This is a genomic window from Ureibacillus manganicus DSM 26584 (assembly GCF_000772945.1).
Taxonomy (GTDB): domain Bacteria; phylum Bacillota; class Bacilli; order Bacillales_A; family Planococcaceae; genus Ureibacillus; species Ureibacillus manganicus.
In genome coordinates this window covers 34,980-55,149 of record NZ_JPVN01000020.1, presented here as the reverse complement: position 1 = coordinate 55,149, position 20,170 = coordinate 34,980, and the positions used below count along the sequence as shown (strand labels likewise).

At 36.2% G+C, this 20,170-nt stretch carries 18 protein-coding genes; 6 read left to right on the top strand and 12 right to left on the bottom strand.

What is annotated here, in order from left to right; genetic code table 11:
* Positions 1–190: 190 nt before the first annotated feature.
* On the top strand, positions 191–1,144 hold the full coding sequence (gene trhO, locus CD29_RS14965) for an oxygen-dependent tRNA uridine(34) hydroxylase TrhO (protein WP_036188578.1): 954 nt from the start codon (positions 191–193) through the stop codon (positions 1,142–1,144).
* A 1,297-nt stretch (positions 1,145–2,441) separates the two neighbouring features.
* Here trhO and CD29_RS14960 read toward each other — a convergent pair.
* The 8 genes from CD29_RS14960 to CD29_RS14925 form a co-directional block, all read right to left on the bottom strand.
* Positions 2,442–3,206, bottom strand: a complete 765-nt coding sequence (locus CD29_RS14960; RefSeq protein ID WP_036188576.1) for a GNAT family N-acetyltransferase — start codon at positions 3,204–3,206, stop codon at positions 2,442–2,444.
* A 68-nt stretch (positions 3,207–3,274) separates the two neighbouring features.
* The gene (locus tag CD29_RS14955) at positions 3,275–3,727 is read right to left on the bottom strand and encodes a GNAT family N-acetyltransferase (protein WP_036188574.1); all 453 of its coding nucleotides are present in this window, start codon (positions 3,725–3,727) and stop codon (positions 3,275–3,277) included.
* Entirely contained in the window at positions 3,724–4,179 is a 456-nt protein-coding gene (locus CD29_RS14950) for an NUDIX hydrolase (RefSeq protein WP_036188572.1), read from the bottom strand. The genes CD29_RS14955 and CD29_RS14950 overlap by 4 nt, the downstream gene beginning before the upstream one ends.
* A 287-nt stretch (positions 4,180–4,466) precedes the next feature.
* Positions 4,467–6,155 carry an arginine--tRNA ligase gene (argS, locus tag CD29_RS14945; RefSeq protein WP_036188570.1) on the bottom strand — a complete coding sequence of 563 codons (1,689 nt, stop codon included), beginning with the start codon at positions 6,153–6,155 and terminating at the stop codon, positions 4,467–4,469.
* Between the two features lie 707 nt (positions 6,156–6,862).
* A complete protein-coding gene (locus CD29_RS14940; protein ID WP_036188568.1) occupies positions 6,863–7,075 on the bottom strand; it encodes a helix-hairpin-helix domain-containing protein in 213 nt (70 codons plus the stop codon).
* Positions 7,076–7,379: 304 nt separating this feature from the next.
* Positions 7,380–8,447, bottom strand: coding sequence for an alpha/beta fold hydrolase (locus CD29_RS14935; protein WP_036188565.1), 1,068 nt, complete (start codon positions 8,445–8,447; stop codon positions 7,380–7,382).
* A 138-nt stretch (positions 8,448–8,585) separates the two neighbouring features.
* On the bottom strand, positions 8,586–9,083 hold the full coding sequence (locus CD29_RS14930; protein ID WP_036188562.1) for a GNAT family N-acetyltransferase: 498 nt from the start codon (positions 9,081–9,083) through the stop codon (positions 8,586–8,588).
* A gap of 27 nt (positions 9,084–9,110) precedes the next feature.
* On the bottom strand, positions 9,111–9,596 hold the full coding sequence (locus CD29_RS14925) for a tetratricopeptide repeat protein (RefSeq protein WP_036188559.1): 486 nt from the start codon (positions 9,594–9,596) through the stop codon (positions 9,111–9,113).
* A gap of 197 nt (positions 9,597–9,793) precedes the next feature.
* Here CD29_RS14925 and CD29_RS14920 point away from each other — a divergent pair, with 197 nt between their 5' ends.
* Positions 9,794–11,602 (top strand): S9 family peptidase, encoded by a 1,809-nt coding sequence (locus tag CD29_RS14920; protein ID WP_036188555.1) that lies wholly within the window; start codon positions 9,794–9,796, stop codon positions 11,600–11,602.
* Between the two features lie 44 nt (positions 11,603–11,646).
* On the opposite strand, the gene CD29_RS14915 is transcribed toward CD29_RS14920, so the two are convergent.
* Positions 11,647–12,339 carry an AIM24 family protein gene (locus CD29_RS14915; RefSeq protein ID WP_036188550.1) on the bottom strand — a complete coding sequence of 231 codons (693 nt, stop codon included), beginning with the start codon at positions 12,337–12,339 and terminating at the stop codon, positions 11,647–11,649.
* A gap of 257 nt (positions 12,340–12,596) precedes the next feature.
* On the bottom strand, positions 12,597–13,586 hold the full coding sequence (locus tag CD29_RS14910; RefSeq protein WP_036188547.1) for an ABC transporter substrate-binding protein: 990 nt from the start codon (positions 13,584–13,586) through the stop codon (positions 12,597–12,599).
* Positions 13,587–13,741: 155 nt separating this feature from the next.
* On the opposite strand from CD29_RS14910, the gene CD29_RS14905 reads away from it, so the two are divergent.
* From CD29_RS14905 to CD29_RS14890, 4 genes are read left to right on the top strand one after another with little or no spacing between them, the layout of a single operon-like run.
* Positions 13,742–14,746 carry a FecCD family ABC transporter permease gene (locus CD29_RS14905; RefSeq protein ID WP_036188544.1) on the top strand — a complete coding sequence of 335 codons (1,005 nt, stop codon included), beginning with the start codon at positions 13,742–13,744 and terminating at the stop codon, positions 14,744–14,746.
* Positions 14,743–15,798: a FecCD family ABC transporter permease gene (locus CD29_RS14900; protein WP_036188541.1), complete on the top strand. Its 1,056-nt coding sequence runs from the start codon at positions 14,743–14,745 to the stop codon at positions 15,796–15,798. Before CD29_RS14905 ends, CD29_RS14900 begins: the two co-directional genes overlap by 4 nt.
* Before the next feature lie 16 nt (positions 15,799–15,814).
* Positions 15,815–16,642, top strand: coding sequence for an ABC transporter ATP-binding protein (locus CD29_RS14895; protein ID WP_036188538.1), 828 nt, complete (start codon positions 15,815–15,817; stop codon positions 16,640–16,642).
* Positions 16,620–17,396, top strand: a complete 777-nt coding sequence (locus CD29_RS14890; RefSeq protein ID WP_036188535.1) for an IucA/IucC family C-terminal-domain containing protein — start codon at positions 16,620–16,622, stop codon at positions 17,394–17,396. The genes CD29_RS14895 and CD29_RS14890 overlap by 23 nt, the downstream gene beginning before the upstream one ends.
* A 142-nt stretch (positions 17,397–17,538) precedes the next feature.
* On the opposite strand, the gene CD29_RS14885 is transcribed toward CD29_RS14890, so the two are convergent.
* Both CD29_RS14885 and CD29_RS19735 read right to left on the bottom strand, forming a co-directional pair.
* Positions 17,539–17,895: a hypothetical protein gene (locus CD29_RS14885; protein ID WP_036188532.1), complete on the bottom strand. Its 357-nt coding sequence runs from the start codon at positions 17,893–17,895 to the stop codon at positions 17,539–17,541.
* 148 nt (positions 17,896–18,043) lie between these two features.
* Positions 18,044–20,032, bottom strand: a complete 1,989-nt coding sequence (locus tag CD29_RS19735; protein ID WP_052124190.1) for a diguanylate cyclase domain-containing protein — start codon at positions 20,030–20,032, stop codon at positions 18,044–18,046.
* Between the last annotated feature and the right edge of the window lie 138 nt (positions 20,033–20,170).

Here is a 20,170-nt window from a genome sequence, read left to right as displayed (position 1 = left end):
TGTTATAAAATGAATGAACTTTGGACATAGTTCAGACATATGACCGATTCACATTATGATAAATTTATGATATTATTTTTAGGTTGCTGTTTTAATGTTTTATTGAAATAGTGATATGAATTTCTACCATTATGTTAGAAGTTCCACGATCAGGTATATCCTGCAAATATAATTGATAGGTGGAGAGAATATGAATTATCGAGTTTTATTGTATTATTTTTATACAAAAGTCGAAGATCCTGCCGCTTTTGCAGCAGAACATTTAGAGTTTTGTAAATCTATTAACTTAAAAGGCCGTATCCTTGTTGCGCATGAAGGTATCAATGGTACTGTTTCAGGTACTGTTGAAGATACGAATGCTTACATGGAACATATGAAAAATCATCCATTATTTGAAGGCATCGTCTTCAAAATTGATGAAGCAGAAGGTCATGCATTTAAAAAAATGCACTGCCGCCATCGTCCAGAGCTTGTTAACTTAAGCTTACCAGAAGATATTAATCCGCATGAAATCACTGGCCGTTACCTTTCCCCACAAGAATTCTTTGAGGAAATGCAACGCGAAGATACTGTAGTACTAGATGTACGTAACACTTATGAATATGATGTCGGTCACTTCCGTGGTGCGATTCGTCCAGAGGTTGAGACATTCCGCGATACTCCACAATGGATTATTGACAACAAAGAGTTGTTCGAAGGGAAACGCGTTTTAACATACTGCACAGGCGGGATTCGTTGTGAGAAATTCTCAGGATGGTTAATGCGTGAAGGTATTGGTGAAGAAGTTGGTCAATTACACGGTGGTATTGCTACGTATAGTAAAGACCCAGTTGCCAAAGGTCAGCTTTGGGATGGTCAAATGTACGTATTTGATGAAAGATTAACTGTTCCTATTAACCAAGTAGAACACGTTGTTGTTGGTCGTGATCATTACGATGGTACACCGTGTGAACGTTATGTTAATTGTGCAAGCCCTGAATGCAATAAGCAAATTCTTGCATCAGAGGAGAACGAAGCAAAACACCTTGGTGGTTGCACAATCGAATGCACAAAAGACCCACGTAATCGCTATGTTGCAAAACATAACTTATCAGAAGAATATGTTGCTGAAGTAGTTGCGAAACTAGAAGCACAACTTGTATAAATGATACGTTTCAGGCACTCCTTAGTCAGGAGTGCCTTTTTTTGTTACCTTTTGTTTGAATTTCCGTTTCAATTTGGTACGCTTTTCCTTCTACGTGACCTTTTGCTGGAGCTTTCTATCTATAAGGGTACATTTAGTGTTTCTATGTTCCTTTTAATGGAGTTTTCGATCCAGAAGGGCACATAGAACGCTTCTATGTTACCTTTTGATCGAGCATTTCATCCTTAAGAGCACATAGTGCACTTCTATGTTACCTTTTGATTGAGCATTTCATCCTTAAGGGCACATAGAACGCTTCTATGTTACCTTTTGATCGAGCATTTCATCCTTAAGGGCACATAGAACGCTTCTATGTTACCTTTTGATCGAGCATTTCATCCTTAAGGGCACATAGAACGCTTCTATGTTACCTTTTGATCGAGCATTTCATCCTTAAGGGCACATAGAACGCTTCTATGTTACCTTTTGATCGAGCATTTCATCCTTAAGGGCACATAGAACGCTTCTATGTTACCTTTTGATCGAGCATTTCATCCTTAAGGGCACATAGAACGCTTCTATGTTACCTTTTGATCGAGCATTTCATCCTTAAGGGCACATAGAACGCTTCTATGTTACCTTTTGATCGAGCATTTCATCCTTAAGGGCACATAGAACGCTTCTATGTTACCTTTTGATCGAGCATTTCATCCTTAAGGGCACATAGAACGCTTTTATGTTACCTTTTGATCGAGCATTTCATCCTTAAGGGCACATAGAACGCTTCTATGTTACCTTTTGCTTTAATTCTTAGTCCAAAAGGTCTCTGACATCCCTTCTCTGTTACCCTTTACTCTAATTCATAATTCAAAAAGTCACTGACGGCGCCACTCTGTTTCCTCCTGCTCGAATTCTAAATCCAAAAGGTCTCTGACATCCCTTCTCTGTTACCTTTTGCGGTTTTTTCTGATCCAAATGGGCACTGAGAGGGCTTCTCTGTTACCTTTTGCGGTTTTTCCTGATCCAAATGGGCACTGAGAGGGCTTCTCTGTTACCCTTTGAGGTTTCTTCTTGCCCCAAACGGCACTGATAACGCTTCTCTGTTACCTTTTGCGTTTTTTTCTGATCCAAATGGGCACTGACAATGCTTCTCTGTTACCTTTTGAGGTTACTTCTGGCCGCAAATAGCACTGACAACGCTTCTCTGTTACCTTTTAAATTTTCTTCTGGGTCCAAACGGGCACTGACAGCTCTTCACTGGTAATTTTCTCTGTATCTTCAAATCAAAAAGCACATTCATGTTAATTGCCTTATTTAATTACACCTTCATTAACTCTTTTAATCGCTTAGTTGCAGAATGAATAGTTAGTCTATGAAAAGAAACTAATTGTCCTTTATAGACAACACTGTAGATTCCATAAGGCGTGGGTGATAATCTTAACAGTTCTTCTCTATCTTTTAGGACAATAATGTTTGACTGAATACCTAATTTGCTGGCTGCTTGTACCACATTATCTGTAGCAACTTCTACATATGGACATTGGGGCATTTGAATAATTGTTAATTCATTATATTTTTGAAGTCGATCATCCCAATCTTTTGGAAAATATGGATTAGATGATTCTCCAAATTTATAAACGAGTAATTCAAACCCAAGTGGTGTTTGGTCAACTTCTATAAAACCGTTTTTCAAAAAGACATCCTTACTTGGCGTCCATGAGGTAGTAGAATTCGTAACGACCACCACTCCAGCTTTATTTTGCTCCTTAGCATCTTCAATACATTTTTGTATTAGCGTTGAAGCATATCCTTTCCCTGTAATCCCTACCCACAAACAATGAATGACTAAATACTCATCTCCATAGACAACTCTTGTAGAATATTCGATTGGAGTATATTCAATAAAGCCTGCTTGCTTATCATCTTCCATGATTTTTATATATTTAAGACCCTCATTAAATCTTCCCATAAGCCATTTATTTTTGTCGGTATAGCCCTTTGAATTTGATTTACTTCGGAGACAATAACAGCCTTCCTCAGCTAAATTATTTTGATTTATTTCTAATAGTTCAACTGGCCCCATTTCCTTTCCCCCCAAATATATTTAGTCCGTCCAAGAGCAACCAACCAAATTTTTACGTCTCTAACACTCTATAAGTCTTTTGATAATCGAATCATATCTATGCACTGAATACCGTTTTCATAGATTTCATCCGAATAATGTTTTATAAAAAAATCACGGTCCACACTTGTGATTCTAAAACCGCATTTTTGATAGAGGGCTAACTGTGAAATGCTTGAATTACCAGTACCGATTTCGATTGTTTTATAGCCACCTGTCCGTGTCCTCTGTATGGCGTCCAATACCAACAGTTTTCCTAAACCCTTCCCCTGATAATCTTCAGCAACAGCAACGTTAACGATTTCAACAGTTTCAGGTCTAGTTGGGAGAAGTACATAAACTCCAATAATTTCACTATCCATTTCGGCAATAAAACAGTCTCCTCTTTCCAAATATCCTTCAACTATTTTTATAGAAGGATCAGCAAGTAATAATAAATCCATTGGAGGCTTCTCTTGCTCGTTTAGTTCTCTAATAATCATAAGTTACTCCTATTAATAAATTCATTTATGATCGGTAAATCTGGTGGGCTAATGTTTGGAGGAAGATTACTAAGATCAAAAAATGATATAGCTTGAGATTCCGCTTCATCTATTCTTAACTCGCCTTCATAGTTGTCACAAATGTATGCTGCAACTACGTTGTACACTTCATCACCATGCGGGTATTTGTAATAAAATTTTTCACCAGAGTAGATATTAAAGAGTTCTAATTTATTTGCGATTAAACCCATCTCCTCATACAATTCTCTCTTCGCCGCTTCCTCCAATGTTTCTCCTAGCTCTAAAGAACCTCCAGCTAACCCCCAACAGTTGTTGTCTTTTCTAAGCTGTAACAAAATCTGTTTGCTTTTAGTTAATACAATGACACATGCCCCAACCATGATTAGCGGACGGCTACCGACAATTTTTCTTAAATTCATTATGTAATTCATACTTTTCTCCCCAATAAATACCCTTTATCTCTTGACTATGATTCTATAAAATCAAAAATTTTAATTTCCACTCAACTATGGATACATCTTCAACTACTGTTACTTCTCTTTTATCTTCACTTACAGTTACATTTTCGATGGTATCGTTTTTGAATGTACTTATGACAAAACAGCTTCTTTTACCCTGCCCTATTTAAGTCTACTAACCTCACATTCTACTAATTCAATAAGAAAGGCACTTCTCCTTCTTGGAGAAAATGCCCTTATATTATTTTTAAAATACGTATCTACATTTCTTCAGGTGCTTGTATGCCTAAAAGTCTTAACCCCTCTTTTAAAGTTATCTGAACACAATAAACAAGAGATAATCTTGCTTGTTTTTGTTCTAAGTCATCAAGAATTCGTACATTTCCATAGTATTTATTAAATGCTTTGGAAAGTTCTAAAACATATTTAGCAATTTGAGAGGGATCCGATTCTTCAAATGCTCGTTTAATAACATCCGGAAATGCCTTTAGTTTTGTTATAATTGGCCATGCTTCCTCATCATAGAATGTGAGTAAATCAAGGCTTTCCTCGTATCCACCTTTTCTTAAAATAGATGAAGCTCTTGCATGGGTATATTGAACATATGGACCAGTTTCACCTTCAAATCGCAACATGTCTTCAAGAGAAAATTCAATGTCATTTAAACGATAATTTTTTAAATCATGAAAAATTACTGCCCCTGTGCCCACTTGACGAGCAACTTCTTCTTTTGCTGCAAGCTGAGGATTTTTTTCTTCAATATTTTCCTTGGCAAGGTTAATCGCCTCACTTAAAACTTCTTCTAATAAAACTACTTTTCCTTTACGAGTAGACATTTTTTTGCCGTCTTTTAACATCATGCCAAAGGGAACATGTGTCAGACCATGATGCCATTCGTAGCCTAGCTTTTTTAAGACAGTAAAAATCTGTTTAAAGTGTAGGGATTGTTCATTACCCACAACATAGAATGACTTTTCGAATTGGTACGTGTCATGACGGTAAATCGCTGCTGCGAGATCCCGAGTTGCATAGAGCGTTGTTCCATCCTTTTTCATTATTAAGCAAGGAGGTAAGCCACCTTCCATTTCTACAATTTTTGCACCATCAGATTCTTTTAATAAATTCTTTTCCTCTAGCAATTGAACTACTTGAACCATCTTATCGTTATAAAAGGCTTCTCCATTGAATGAATCAAAGTTAATGCCTAATAGTTGATAGATTTTATTAAACTCTTTTAGCGATTCTTCTTTAAACCAATTCCATAATTCTAAAGCTCCTTCATTGCCATCCTCTAACATTTTAAAGCAATGTCTTGCTTGATCATTTAGTTGCTCATCTTGCTCTGCCTCTTCATGGAACTTAACGTACAATTTTAAAAGCTCTTTTATCGGGTTTTCTATAACCTTTTGTTTTTCACCCCACAATTTGTAGGCAACAATTAGTTTTCCAAATTGAGTTCCCCAATCACCTAAATGATTAATTCTAACTACTTGATAACCAGACTTCTCAGAAATGAGCGCAAGAGAATTCCCTATGACCGTTGAACGTAAATGGCCCATTGAAAAAGGTTTTGCGATATTTGGAGAAGAAAAATCAATCGTAATTATCTTCTTGTTTCCGTTTTTTATCTCTCCGTAGTATTCTTTTTTAGTAAGAATCTCATTAATGACAGTCGTTGATGCAATCTGCTTATTTAAAAATATATTTACGTAGCCACTGACGGCTTCAACATGCTGAAAATGCTTTGGTAATTTTATTTTCTTAGCAAGTTCTATCGCAATTTGCTGTGGAGATTTTTTAAAGATCTTAGCTAATTCGAAACAAGGAAATGAGAGATCACCTTGATTTTCAAATTTAGGAATTTCAATCATGTTTTCTAACTTCTGTACGTCTAAATTGTCTTGTAGCTGCGAAAATAAAATTTCAACGAAATCCTTTTTATAGTCCATTTTTATCCCTCCAAAATATAAAAACTCCCGCCTCTTTTCAAAAGAAAAGAGACGGGAGTTGAATTTTCCCGCGGTACCACTCTAATTGTTAATCAAGTACGCCTCGGCGAATTTGTGACTGTCGCAAGCTTTCGTCACAGCTGAAAAGACGTGCGCCAAGATTTTATCTAAGCTTAGGCCAACAAAATCCCTTTTGCGACGAGGAGCTACCGCACCGCAGGAGCAGGATGTTGGTCACTTAGACGTTGCCACAGAGGCCTACACGATGTAGGTCATATCGCTGATGCAACAGGACGTTGCGTTTTCAGCGATAAGTGGCGCTCTTAGTCTAAGTTCAGCTATTAAGCCTTTGAAAATCTGTGGTATTCGCCGGAGGCTTTAACTTCATTCATCTTACCACTTATAGATGTGCGAGGTTTCTGTACCTGTCGTAATCTTTTTAAGTAAGAAAAACATCTGCAGAATGAAGTTATAACCACTCTTTTTGATAACGAGGTTCACCCCGACCCTCCCTACTATTTTCAGGAAAGTATCTACAAAGTGCGGTTCATTACTTGTTCTGTACCAGGCTCTCACTATCCCTGACTCGCTATCCCTTTACAAATAACTACTCTCTTTGTCATCGATTGTTTATATTGTATTTCAATCAATTATAACCATTCATTTCCAAATTTCAAGCATCTTTATTTTGTACTTACCGGAAATCTCTAATCCTGTTTAAAAGATAGGCCTCTTTCTTGAAGAACTTCTTTTAACATTCGAATTGCTTTTGGTCCGACTCCGTGGATATTCAAAATTTCCTTTTCGGTTACTTCAGTAAACTGTTCTAGTTTAAAATATCCTGCGTGATTAAGTGATCGATTAGCAGGCTTACTCATCCATGGTAATTCGCTCTCTGGTGGTGTTTGTTGCTTGTCCATACCAATGCTCCTCTTAGTTTCTTATTAATCTGAGTCTAACATAAGCGAAAACTTATGAGCTACTTTTTGGTGTTTATGTTCGATTTTCAGCTCTTTATGAGCAACTTTTTTCGGTTTATGAGCAACTTCTGCTTTCGCTCGATTTTACGAGCGACTTATGACTCTTTATGAGCGACTTCTACCTCATTATGAGCAACTTACGCTTTTATTCGAATATCCAAGCGACATCGGCCTTCTTTGAAAATCTCGTACAAACAGAAAAAGTCAGCTCTCTGTTAAGGAGCTGACTTTACTAAACTATATTTTATTCTCCAACTGGTGCTGCGACATCAATTGCAAGTAATTCACTCAAGTAACTATCAACTTGTGTAAAGTAATCTGGTTCCGCGCCGAAGAGTCCGAAATGGCCAAGAGTACTATTAATTACTTTCAGTTCACTGTTTGGAATTAATTTTTGCTCTGCTTCACAGTCACGTACTGGGAAGAACATGTCTCCTTCAATAGGCATAACGAAAACTTTTGCCTTTATGCGGCCTAAAGCTTCTTCTAGATTACCGTCTGTTAAACGACTTACGTCACCACGTTGCCATTTCCAAGCCATTGATAGTAATGAATTCGGATCTAGACCTTGGAACAATGGTTGTAAAAATCCTTCAGTAAACTGTTCCACTGTTTCTAAACCAAAAAGCTTCCATAGTTCTTGCTTATAAAATTCTGTACTTAACCCCATCACTGCCCAAATATCAGCATGACGCTTCAATCCATCGGCAACTTCTAGATGAGATGAATAATTTCCACCGTTCCATCCCGGATCTGATGTAATTGCATCCATAAGAGTTTTTGTAAATAAGAAATCATGCACAGTATTTTTTGCAGTTCCAGCAATTGGTGCTGCACGTTTTACCATATCTGGATAACGAACTGCCCATTCATACGTTTGTTGTGCGCCCATAGATCCTCCAACAACTAACGCAATTTCTTCAACACCGAATTTTTCTGTAATGAATTTATGTTGCGCTCGTACATCGTCACCAATTCGTACATTAGGGAAATTAGCCATTGCTATTGGCTCCGGGCTATTGTGTGGTGAACTTGAAACACCATTACCAATTTGATTTATAACAATAATAAAATATTTCTCAGGATTTAATGCTCTATCTTTACCAATATAAGACTCATAGTTTTTACTTGTCCCAGAAAACCAAGTTGGGACAACAATTACGTTATCCTTCGCACTATTCAACTCACCGTGAGTAGCATAAGCCAATTTCAAATCTGGAATAATGCCACCATCTTCTAATTCAAAATCTCCTAAATCATAAATTTCAAAAGGCCCAACATTTTCTTGCGAATAGAAATCATTTTTGATCATAATAATCTTTCCGCCTTCCCATTCATAATTTTAAAAGTAGATGTTTGATAGATTAAGCATATCTAACCTAATGATAGATATATGGAAAACCTTAGTCCATGACTAATTCTGTCGAATAATAGCTACTAACATAAAGCTCTATAAATTCAATTTATATTGTATAAGTTGAGTTTTTAATCCTAAATATTCTTCCATGCCAATTCGACTAATCTCTTTAAATCCTAATTTCTTTAACATTCTTCTAGAACGAAAATTTGTTTCATGGGTCTCTGCGTTAAAAACAGTTACACCTAGTTTTAGTGAGGCATATTCTACCATTCGTTTAGCAGCAAGAAATCCAATACCCTTCCCCCATAAAGACCTTTCACCAATGGCAATTCCAATCTCAGCAGATTTGTTATTAATACATGCTAAATCCACATACCCAATGAGCTGTTTATTCCAATCGATTCCTAAACGAATAAAATCATCTGAAAGAACGTTCACACATTTTAGCCACCATTGATAGATTTCATCTGCATCTCGGTTTGTCTCCCAACTATTTGCGGAGCAAAAAACCTCATCCTTGCTCCACTTTAAAACAGTCTCATAATCGTCCATGCTTAGCGGTCTAATGGTGATGTTCTCATCTAGCATAAACACACATCCCCCCAACTTATTTCTTTACTTCCACACCTCATCCAATTTATCTGAATAAAATTCGATTGCCCTTTTATAGTTTAAAATATATTGATCCTTTGTCGTCTCAAGTAAAGTTTTTATTAATATTTCCATTGCTTGACTATGCTCGTTCAAGTTATAAAGAGTCATTGAATAAAACACTTGTAACGCCCCATTGTTTGGAAACTTCTCTATGCCTTGTTGAAGAACTTTCTTGGATTTTTCATACTCTCCTAGTGTTCGATATGTACTTCCCAATCCTAAAAAAGCACCTTCTAATTCTTCTTTTGGTAGCCCTAGTCGTATTGCATCTTCATAATAAGGAACCGCAATAACTTCCTCCCCCATTAAGTCATAACTCCACGCACATTGATAGTTAATCGATGCATTATTTGGATATTGTTCAACAAGTTTTATAAGCACTTCATTCGATTCTTTATGGCTTCCTCTTCGTCTTAATTCGAGAGCTTCTTTTAATTCATTTTCCATTACTTCAACTCCTAACCTGCTCTAATTAGTATCTATTTCAACAAAAAATTGGACAGTCCTCTTTCTGAGTCATTATTAGTCGAATTGATTAATAGAATATGTACAGAGTTTCACGATATTTAATTGGTGGAATTTTTAGGAAAAAAAGAATATTGGTGGTAAACTATTTGTATCTTACTAGAATGGGAGAGTTGCTTATGGTTCAATTTAGTAAACCGGATGTAGAACAGTTTTTTCAAACGTTAGATGTTCAAAATTTCACAGTTAGTCCCGATGAAAAACAATTAGTTATTAGTACTAACCTTAACGGACACTACAATCTTTGGGCTTTAGACTTACCGAATCAGTTCCCATATCCTATTACTTTTAACAATCAAGCTGCTTCATATCTTTCATATGCAAAAACTGGTGAATTTATTGTCACTGGTTTTGATCATGATGGCGATGAAAATATCCAACTGTATGCCCTGTCACCACAAGGTGGAAAACTAGTTCCTTTACGTACTAAAGAAGGAGAACGCCACTTCTATACCCATTTAACGGAAGATGGTAAACGACTATATTATTATAGTACAAAAGATAATCCTACTTATTTCAATAACTATGTATATAATCTTGAGTCTGGGGATGAACAATTACTATTAGAAGGAAGTGTTGCACCTACTGCCATTGCAGCGGTAAGTCCAGATGAAACTTCTTTTGTGTTCGTTAAAGTATTTGGTAATACTTACTCTTTAGGTTATGTACAGATTAATGGTGAAAGCATTTTAATGACACCTGAAACAGCAGAACAGCATACTGTATCTGACGGTGTATATACTTCCGATTCAGAAGTATATTTCCTAACAAACTATGACTCGGATTTAACTTATCTTGCAAAGTTTGACTTAAACACTAAAACGTTTGAAGGTATTTTACAACTTGAAAAAGAGGATTTTTCAGGCATGAGTTTCTCTAAAAAAGACCAAGCCCTATATATCGTAGGTTCTTACGGAGTGGAAGATCGTTTATACAAGTATAGTTTAGAAACTGGTGAATTAGTTACTGTCAAAGTTCCTTCAAGCATCGTAGAAAAGTTAATTGTAATGCCAAGTGGAAATCTATATCTTCTAGGACGTTCATCTACACGACCAAGAAATATCTTTGTTTCCAAAGATAATGGCGCTACCTGGGAAGAATTAACCCACTTCCGTGTACCTGGTGTTCGTGACGAAGATTTAGTAGACCCTGAAGTAGTGAAGTATCCTTCCTTTGACGGTCTTGAAATTGAAGCATTGTTCTTTAAAGCAAAAGAAGAAAATGCAAATGGACATACTATTCTTTGGCCACATGGTGGTCCGCAATCACTAGAACGTAAATGGTTCCGCGCAATGTTTCAATTCTTGCTCAATCGTGGTTACTCTATCTTTGCACCAAACTTCCGTGGTTCATCAAATTATGGCTTGAAGTTTATGAAGATGGTCGAAGGTGACTGGGGTCACGGTCCGCGCTTAGATAATTTAGAAGGTATCGAATGGCTTATTAAAAATGGCTATGCTGAGGAAGACAAAATCCTTCTACTTGGCGGAAGTTACGGAGGCTATATGGCACTTCTACTTCATGGTCGTCATGCAGATAAATTTAAAGCAGTTGTAGACATATTTGGCCCAAGTAACTTATTCTCCTTCATCGAATCTGTTCCTGAATTTTGGAAACCATTTATGGAACAGTGGGTTGGAGATCCGGTAAAAGATAAAGAAAGACTGACAAAGGACTCTCCTATTACTTATTTAGAGGGCATGACAAAACCTATGCTCGTTATTCAAGGTGCCAATGACCCACGCGTTGTTCAAAAAGAATCAGACCAAATCGTTGCAGCATTAAAAGAACAAGGCCGAGAAGTTGAATACATCGTTTTAGAAGATGAAGGTCACGGCTTCTCCAAAAAACAAAATGAGATTCTAGTTTACCGCAAAATGCTAGAATTCTTTGAACAACAAATATCAGTAGAAACAGCTACAAAATAAAATAAATGAGGCGCTATCCACTTTGGATTAGCGCCTCTTATCATTTAGCTCTGTGCCTGCATATATACTTCTTCATAAGGTTGTACAATGACAAACCCGTCGCCTTCAAATCTCATTTGGATTGATTCACCGCTACCTCTTCCAATGAATGTTTTCAGTGAAATATCTGTTTGGAATTGTGGCTCAAGATTACCTGACCAGGCTACTGTTGCATTTGGGTCTGTAATTACAGGTTTTCCAGGTGTGACACGTAAAGTAAGTGCTTCGTAGTGGGCTGTAATTGCAACTAAGCCTACTCCAGAACACCTAATATTAAATAAACCACCAGACATCATTCCAGCTACTTTTCTCATCAATTTAATTTCATGGTGGATAGACGGAGTAAATGCTAGTAAGTCATTTCCATTTACAGAAATAGATTCGTTGTTTAGGTGAAGAATAATAACTTTTTTACCGCCATCTGCAAGATATAATTTTCCTTGGCCATTTGCTTTCATGAGGGATGCACCTTCACCAGAGATCGCTTTTTTAAACAGAGCCCCAATCCCCTGTTCTAATATTCCTTCACGTTCGAACTTAATATGACCTTCATAAGCGACCATTGATCCTGCTTTTGCCCAAACTTGCCCGTTTAAATTCACTTCGAGCATACGTGGAGTTTCTAATTCAAAAAACCCTTCTCCTTTTTCCTTCTGCTCGGATTTTTTAATAAACTCTGAAATTGAGTATTTATTCATCCTACTTACCTCCCCTTCGTTTTCCTAATTCGTTGAAAAGCTTATAAATAAAGAACCGATTTTCATAAACTACTTTCTTTAAATTGGAAGTATAAGCACCTGCATTTATAATCCCACAGCATATCAATATGTTTTAATTTTTACTTGTATGAATAATAGGATTTAGAGAGGAATTCAAATATAAAAAACACCTCATCAAATAAATGATGAGGCATTTAGTGTATTTTCAAACAGGTTAAGTATTCGAGAATATGACCTTAATTTTTTTCAATGAAGAATTTTTCAATATCATCAAGCATTAAATTTGCAGCGATTACTCCGCCTGCAGTATTCCAAATGGCATCACTAACATTATGGATATTACCAGCTTTTACAGCACTTAAGTTTTGGAATAATGGATCGTTAACCCATTCTTCTTCTAGCTGAGTCGCTTCACCATCGCCTGTTTCATAAGAGAAGTAAAAAATAATATCTCCATCCATTGCAGGAATTCGTTCCTTTGTTACATTCTTTTCAGCAAAATCATCCACATTTTGAGATTCAGGACGTGCAAAACCTATTTGGTCTAAAATAACCCCAGAGAATGTATCTTTATGATATATTCTCACATCTCCTGCCATAAAACGAACGATTGACACTTCTTTTTGTAGTTGTTCCCCTAGTTTTGTTTGTAAATCCGTAACTCGGTTATCAAAATCTTGAATAACTTGTTTTCCTTCTTCTTCTTTGTTCACTGCTTTTGAGTAAAGCTCAAAGTTTTTCTTCCAATCACCACGAAGGTCTTCAGCGAAAACGGTAGGTGCAATAGCACTTAGCTGCTCATAGATTTTTTCATGTCTCATTTTATTACCAATGATTAAATCTGGCTCTAAAGAAGCAATCGTTTCTAAACTTGGTTCACCTTCCATACCAACGCTTGTCACGCCTTCCATATCATTCTCAATGTGGTCATACCAAGGATCACCAGTCCAAGATTGAACAGCACCAACAGGTTTTACACCTATAGCAAGTAAAGCCTCTGTTCCCTCATTCGTTAAAATAACAATTTTTTCTGGTGTTTTCTCTAATTCAGTAGTACCCATTGCGTGTTCAATTGAGTAACCTTCTGTTGTTGTAGGTGTTGTTTCACCTTCAGATGTATCGCTCTCTTTCGTAGTTTCGGAATTATTTCCACAGCCACTAAGAATGAGAACACTCAGTAAAGCTGTTAATAAGAAAAGTTTGTGTTTTTTGAAATAAGTAAACATATTTTACCTCCTAATATTGATAATGATTATCATTTACATTTAGAATATTATTCGATAAAATAAATTATGTCAATATTTAATTGAAAATGATTTTCAATTACTAATGGCTACATTACCTTACATATAGAATTGTAATTATAGGGAGAAAATGATGAATGGTTCTACATAGAGTTAAAAGTAAATTATTTGGTCTAATTATTGGAGTACTATTACTAATATTGTTTAATTTTTTAAGTATTATTCTTGGATATACAGATATTACGATTCAAACAGCGATTGATGCCTTTACTAACTTTAATGGCTCAAATGAACACATTATTATCCAGGACGTACGGTTACCGAGGGCTTTAATAGCGACTGCTGTCGGTGCAAGTCTTGGGGTTGCTGGTGCCTTACTGCAAGCTTTAACAAGAAATCCTCTTGCATCTCCAGATATTCTCGGTTTCAATGCTGGTGCGAGTTTTTCAATTGTTGTAGCGCTTATGTTATTTTCAGTTTCTTCATTACAAGCAACAACTTGGATTGCTTTCTTTGGTGCAACAATTGCTGGTCTTTTAGTTTATTTCTTAGGATCAATTGGTCGAGACGGGATGACACCTATTAAAATGACCCTAGCTGGCGCTGCAATTGCTGCCCTCTTTGGTTCATTAACGCAAGGTCTACTTGTATTGGATGAAACAGCATTAGATCAAGTATTATTCTGGATGTCAGGATCAGTCCAAGGAAGAAAACTAGAAATTTTGCTTGCAGTTCTACCATATCTAGTTATCGGACTGATTATTGCTATTTCAATTTCAAATAAAATCAATATCTTAACTATGGGAGAAGATGTTGCCAGGGGGCTTGGCCAAAGAACATTGTTTGTAAAACTAATTACTGGCATAGCGGTTATTTTACTAGCAGGTGGATCAGTAGCAATTGCGGGTCCTATTGGCTTTATTGGAATTGTCGTTCCTCATGTTGTGAAGTCGTTTGCAGGAAATGACTATCGGTGGATTATTCCTTACTGTGGGATTGTCGGAGGGATTTTTCTCTTAATGGCTGATATAGGTGCACGTTATGTATTAATGCCTGAAGAGGTTCCAGTTGGTATTATGACTGCCCTTGTAGGTACACCATTCTTTATTTACATTGCACGTAAAGGAGGAAAACTAGCATGAGAAAATATGCTTCAGTCAGAACTTTTCGAGATCAAATATCTTTTTTACTTGATCGTAAAGCTTTTACGTTTCATGTCATCTCCCTCTTAATTCTAGGTGTCATTTTTTTAATTAGTGCCGGTATGGGAGAACAGTTTTTTTCTCCTTGGGAAGCATTCAACATAATATTAGGCAATGGTAGTAGTTTTGAGTCATTAATTGTTCAATCATTCCGAATGCCTCGCATTCTAATTTCCATTATGGTAGGAATTAGTCTTGCGGTAGCAGGTGCAATTTTGCAAGCTATTCTACGAAATCCTCTTGCTTCACCTGATGTAATAGGTATTACTGGTGGAGCTTCAGTAGCAGTTGTTTTATTCCTAGCCATCTTTAGTAATGGAAGTAATGCTTTAACTGTGAGCATTCATTGGATGCCACTTGCTGCATTTATTGGCGCAACGATTATTGCTATTTTACTATATCTTCTAGCGTGGAAGAATGGTTTATCCTCTTTCCGCTTAGTGTTAATAGGTATTGGTTTATGGGCTTTAACAAAAGCATTAACGAATTTACTTATGATCATTGGCCCAATCCATCAAGCTGCTCAGGCAAATGTTTGGATTACTGGTTCTGTTTATGGTGCTAATTGGAGCAATGTTCAAATTTTAGCTCCCATAACGATTGTTTTAATTCTTATTGCTTTCATTATGACTCGTCATTTGAATATTCAAGAGCTTGGAGAAGATATCGCGTTAGGTGTTGGAGCAAGGATTGAAAGACAACGTTTAGGATTACTTTTACTTAGTACTGCATTAATCGGCAGTTCTGTAGCCTTTGCTGGTGGTATTGGTTTTGTTGGATTAATGGCACCACATATAGCTAGAAAATTAGTTGGTTCATCCTTTGGAAATCTATTACCTTTATCAGCAATAATTGGTGCAATTTTAGTATTACTTGCTGATACAATCGGAAGAACCTTCTTTTTACCAATTGAGGTTCCAGCTGGCGTATTTACTGCGGCAATAGGCGCGCCTTACTTTATCTATTTATTGTACCGACAACGAAATGCTTAATTAGGAGTGAACCATTATGCATGTTTTAGAAACGAGAAATTTAACCTTATCTTATGGGGATCAAATTATTTTAGATCAATTAAACCTTACCATCCCACACGGTAAAATAACTGTGTTGATTGGTAGTAATGGTTGTGGTAAATCCACTCTCCTTCGCTCAATGGCACGATTGCTAAAACCACAAAGCGGTTCGATTTTGTTAGATGGCGAATTGATGTTCAAACTTCCAACAAAGGAAATTGCGAAAAAGCTAGCCATTTTACCTCAAGGCCCAGTTTCACCGGAAGGTTTAACTGTATTACAATTAGTGAAGCAAGGCCGCTATCCATATCAGAAATGGTTCCAACAATGGTCTTCAAAGGATGAGGCAATCGTCCATCACGCATTACAATCAACAGGTATGGCCGAACTTTCAAATCGGTTAGTTGATTCGTTATCTGGCGGACAGAGACAGCGTGCATGGATTGCCATGACATTAGCTCAAGATACAGATACGATTTTATTAGATGAACCTACTACTTATCTTGATTTAACCCATCAGATTGAGGTTTTAGACCTTCTATTTGAATTAAATGAAAAAGAAAAACGTACAGTTGTAATGGTACTACATGATATAAATTTAGCCTGTCGATATGCACACCATATCGTTGCCGTTAAGGATAAGGCGGTTTACGCACAAGGAAAACCAGAAGACATAGTAGATCGTGAATTAGTAAAAGGTGTATTTAATTTAGAATGTGAAGTGGTTCCAGATCCGGTTTTTGGAACTCCAATGTGTGTTCCGTATGGGAAAGGTAGGTTAATGAATGGAGTGAAAAAAGATGTTATCCACATTCACGCCTAATGAAATGTCTGTGTTGGAGGAAAAGTATCGGTTAACTTACAAGACTGGCACTTCTGATTTATCCTCTCAAGTATCTCTTTTGTTGAATGAAGATAAGCTTCATTTGTATTTAACAGAAGTAAAAACAAAGACAAAGGCAGCCAACTTAAGTGTAGCTGCCTCACTCTTTGTGAAAAGGTATAGTTTTGCAGTATTAGTAGCGTTATATTCAATGAGTGTAATGAACAAACGTATGGATTTTTCGGCAGATAACCTATCCATTCAAACCTTCGATGAATCGGATACGATTTGGCTGCCCTCGATAAAATTTGAGAGATTACATTTAAGCCCTGCACTGGAAACTGACAGACTAAACTGGCGACGCGAAGTATTAACTGAAATTTTTTCAAACCATATAGATGTGTTATTTAGTTACTTAACTAAAGTCTCCAAGCTATCTAAACGAATTATGTGGGAAAATCTTTATACATATATTGTTTGGATGTATTCAAACTTACTAGCAGATAATCATTATGTGGATCAACACCATATAATCATAGATGATTTTGATTGGATGACATCAATAGGTAAAGGTGATGTATTTGGTGAATATATTGAAAATCCCTTTTTACACTTTAGAAGTTCAATTGATAGTATAAGTATATTAGATGGAACTCCTCATAAAAGAATCACTTGCTGTTTGTCCTATTTAACTGAGAGTAAAGGGAGCTTTTGCAAGAACTGTCCTATTGAGCGGAAACGTAGGAAAGAATAAAATGTAGTAAGGACTATTTTTCATTAGCATGTGCCAGAAAAATAGTCCTGTTTGTTTAAAGTTCTAAAGTTAATAAACTCTAGTAGTAAGCACAATGATAAATATATTGACTGCCTTAAATCACGCTTATCAAATTAATCCTTTATTCCACAATAAACTCTGCAACTGATTCTTTTGCATCACCGATTGAGAAAGTTGTAAAAGTAATTTCATTACCCAACTCGACTTCTTTATTTTCTAATTGGGTTTTTGCTTCTTCGGATAAGCGATATGTTACGTCGTCACCACTAACAGTGATGACCACTTCATCATTTGACTCAATACTTTTTAATGTACCTGTAATTTCAGGAGCTTCCTCCCCTGCTAGCATTGTACCACCGGCTAAGTTCTCAGCAGATTCTTCTGTTTCATTTTGTTGTTCCGTATTTCCACATGCCCCTAAAATAGCTAGCATAAATACACTAACTCCAACGAATGTTAACTTCTTGATGTTTTTCACTTAGGTTCTCCTCCTTTACATCCATCTATTTAATTTGTCGAATGAACCCTGAATTCGTTTCACTATTTGCTGAATAGAATAATTTCTTCTCTCCGATAAGAAATAGAAAAAAGCGTCTACCCTTTTTTGGGGATAAACGCTTCCTCTTTCAATCTTTTTGGTACGATCTCACACAATTTCTACCTTCTTGTTTTGCTTGATATAAAGCTTTGTCGGCAGACTCTACTAGAGAATCTGCATTTTTATATTTTGTAGGAATAATTGTTGCCGTACCTAAACTGATGGTAACGAAGTCTTGTATTTTAGAACCTACATGTGAGATTTTCAAGTTTTCAATTGTACTTCTAACTTTTTCTGCAACGGTTTTAGCACCGATCACGTCTGTCTCAGGAAGAATAATGCCGAATTCTTCGCCTCCATATCGGAATGCCATATCCGATTCATGTTCGATAGAATTCTTAATGGCATTAGCTACTTCTCTTAAACAATCATCTCCACCTTGGTGCCCGTACGTATCGTTATATGCTTTAAAGAAATCGATATCTAGCATAATGAGGGACAGTGGATGATTATTTCTTTCTGCTCGTTTCCACTCTTTGTCTAAAGTCTCATCGAAACTGCGTCGATTCCAAATTCCTGTTAATCCATCTTTCGTGGATAGTTCTTTAAGTAACTTATTTGCTTCTTGAAGTTGTTGCTCAACCATTTTTCTTTCGGTAATATTTCTGGATACTGTAAATAGTCTTGAGTCATCTTCATTTTGTTCTTTCATATATTTAACGGATGATTCGAACCAAATATACTCATTATTCTTTTTCCGAATTCGGTAAGTTGTCACCACATAACCAGTACGTAATAATTCTTCATGCCCTTTTACGATTTGCTCTCGATCTTCAGGATGAATAAATATATAACTGTCATGCCCTAATATTTCTTCATCTTCGTATTCTAATATTTCTTTACCAGCAGGTGAGACGTATAAATATTTTCCGGATGTATCATGAATTGTAATCATATCGCTTGAATATTGCATAATCGTACGGAATTGTTCTTCACTTTTAGCAACGGAGTATATGTATGATTCAATCATGTCCGCCATTTGGTTGAAGTTTCCACTCAACTCTTGAAGTTCTTCTACCTCATCTTTATATGATGAAGGGTCAATTCGATAACCCCAATTACCCTCTGCAAATTTCGTTGTACTCTCTAGTACTTTTTGTATAGGTTCCCCAACTTGTTTGGATATTTTTATTAGTAAAACGGAACCGAAAATTACAATTAGTAATATTATCCCAAAAAAGATTAATAACGATTCGTATACTGGTTTGTGAATCGTACTTTGTTTAATTTCCCCAATAATTAGCCATTTTTTATTGTGAACCCAGCGATAAGATCCTAGTACCATTTCTCCACTACTAGAGGCATAATAGGAGTGATTCCCACTTCCATTTACAGCATTTTCGATGATACTTGTTTTAAGCAGTTCGCCTACTTTACCCTGCCTGGTTTTAGTAATGATCATTCCAGTTCCATCAACCAAATAAGTTTCCCTATCATTATCCTGGAATTGTTGCATTACTTTACTGATTGTACTAAGTTCAATCGTTCCAAAGACTAACCCTCGGAATTGATGCTCGCGGTCATATACTGGAGCTGAGACAACAATAAGGGGCTTTTTAGAGACCTTACCAATAATTACATCAGTAACAAAGACTTTCCCCTTTTTGGCTTCTTGATAATAGTCACGATCCGAAACATCTATTCCAGTATAGCCAGATGTATAAATCTCCGTTACTCCATCACGGTTTACAAAACCTATACCTAAAAATTCATTGTCATTACGTGCAAATGTTTTAAGTAATTCATTTTTATTTTCATTAGATGATTGCAATTCTATACTTTGAGAAAGCGAGGTAATATATGCTTTTCGATTCTTTAACCAAGTTTCAGCAACTAACTGCTGCACATCCATCATTTTATCAAAGTTTTCTTTTGCTTCTTCACGTTGATGATGTATTTCTAAAAAGACAAATGGAATCGCTGATGCTAGAACGACTAATGCAAGAAAACTTAAAAACCAAAAATGTAATCTTCCTTTTAAACTATTTATATTAAAGAAATTATCGATTCGCTTCAATTTAATAACACACCTTATCACATAAGTTGAACATACATACTTTTAATAGATTAATCCGTATAATTTCTTATAAGTTTTCTATAAAAAGACTGTTATAGCTTATTGCAATTTTTGTAAAGTATCAATACTATTTTTACT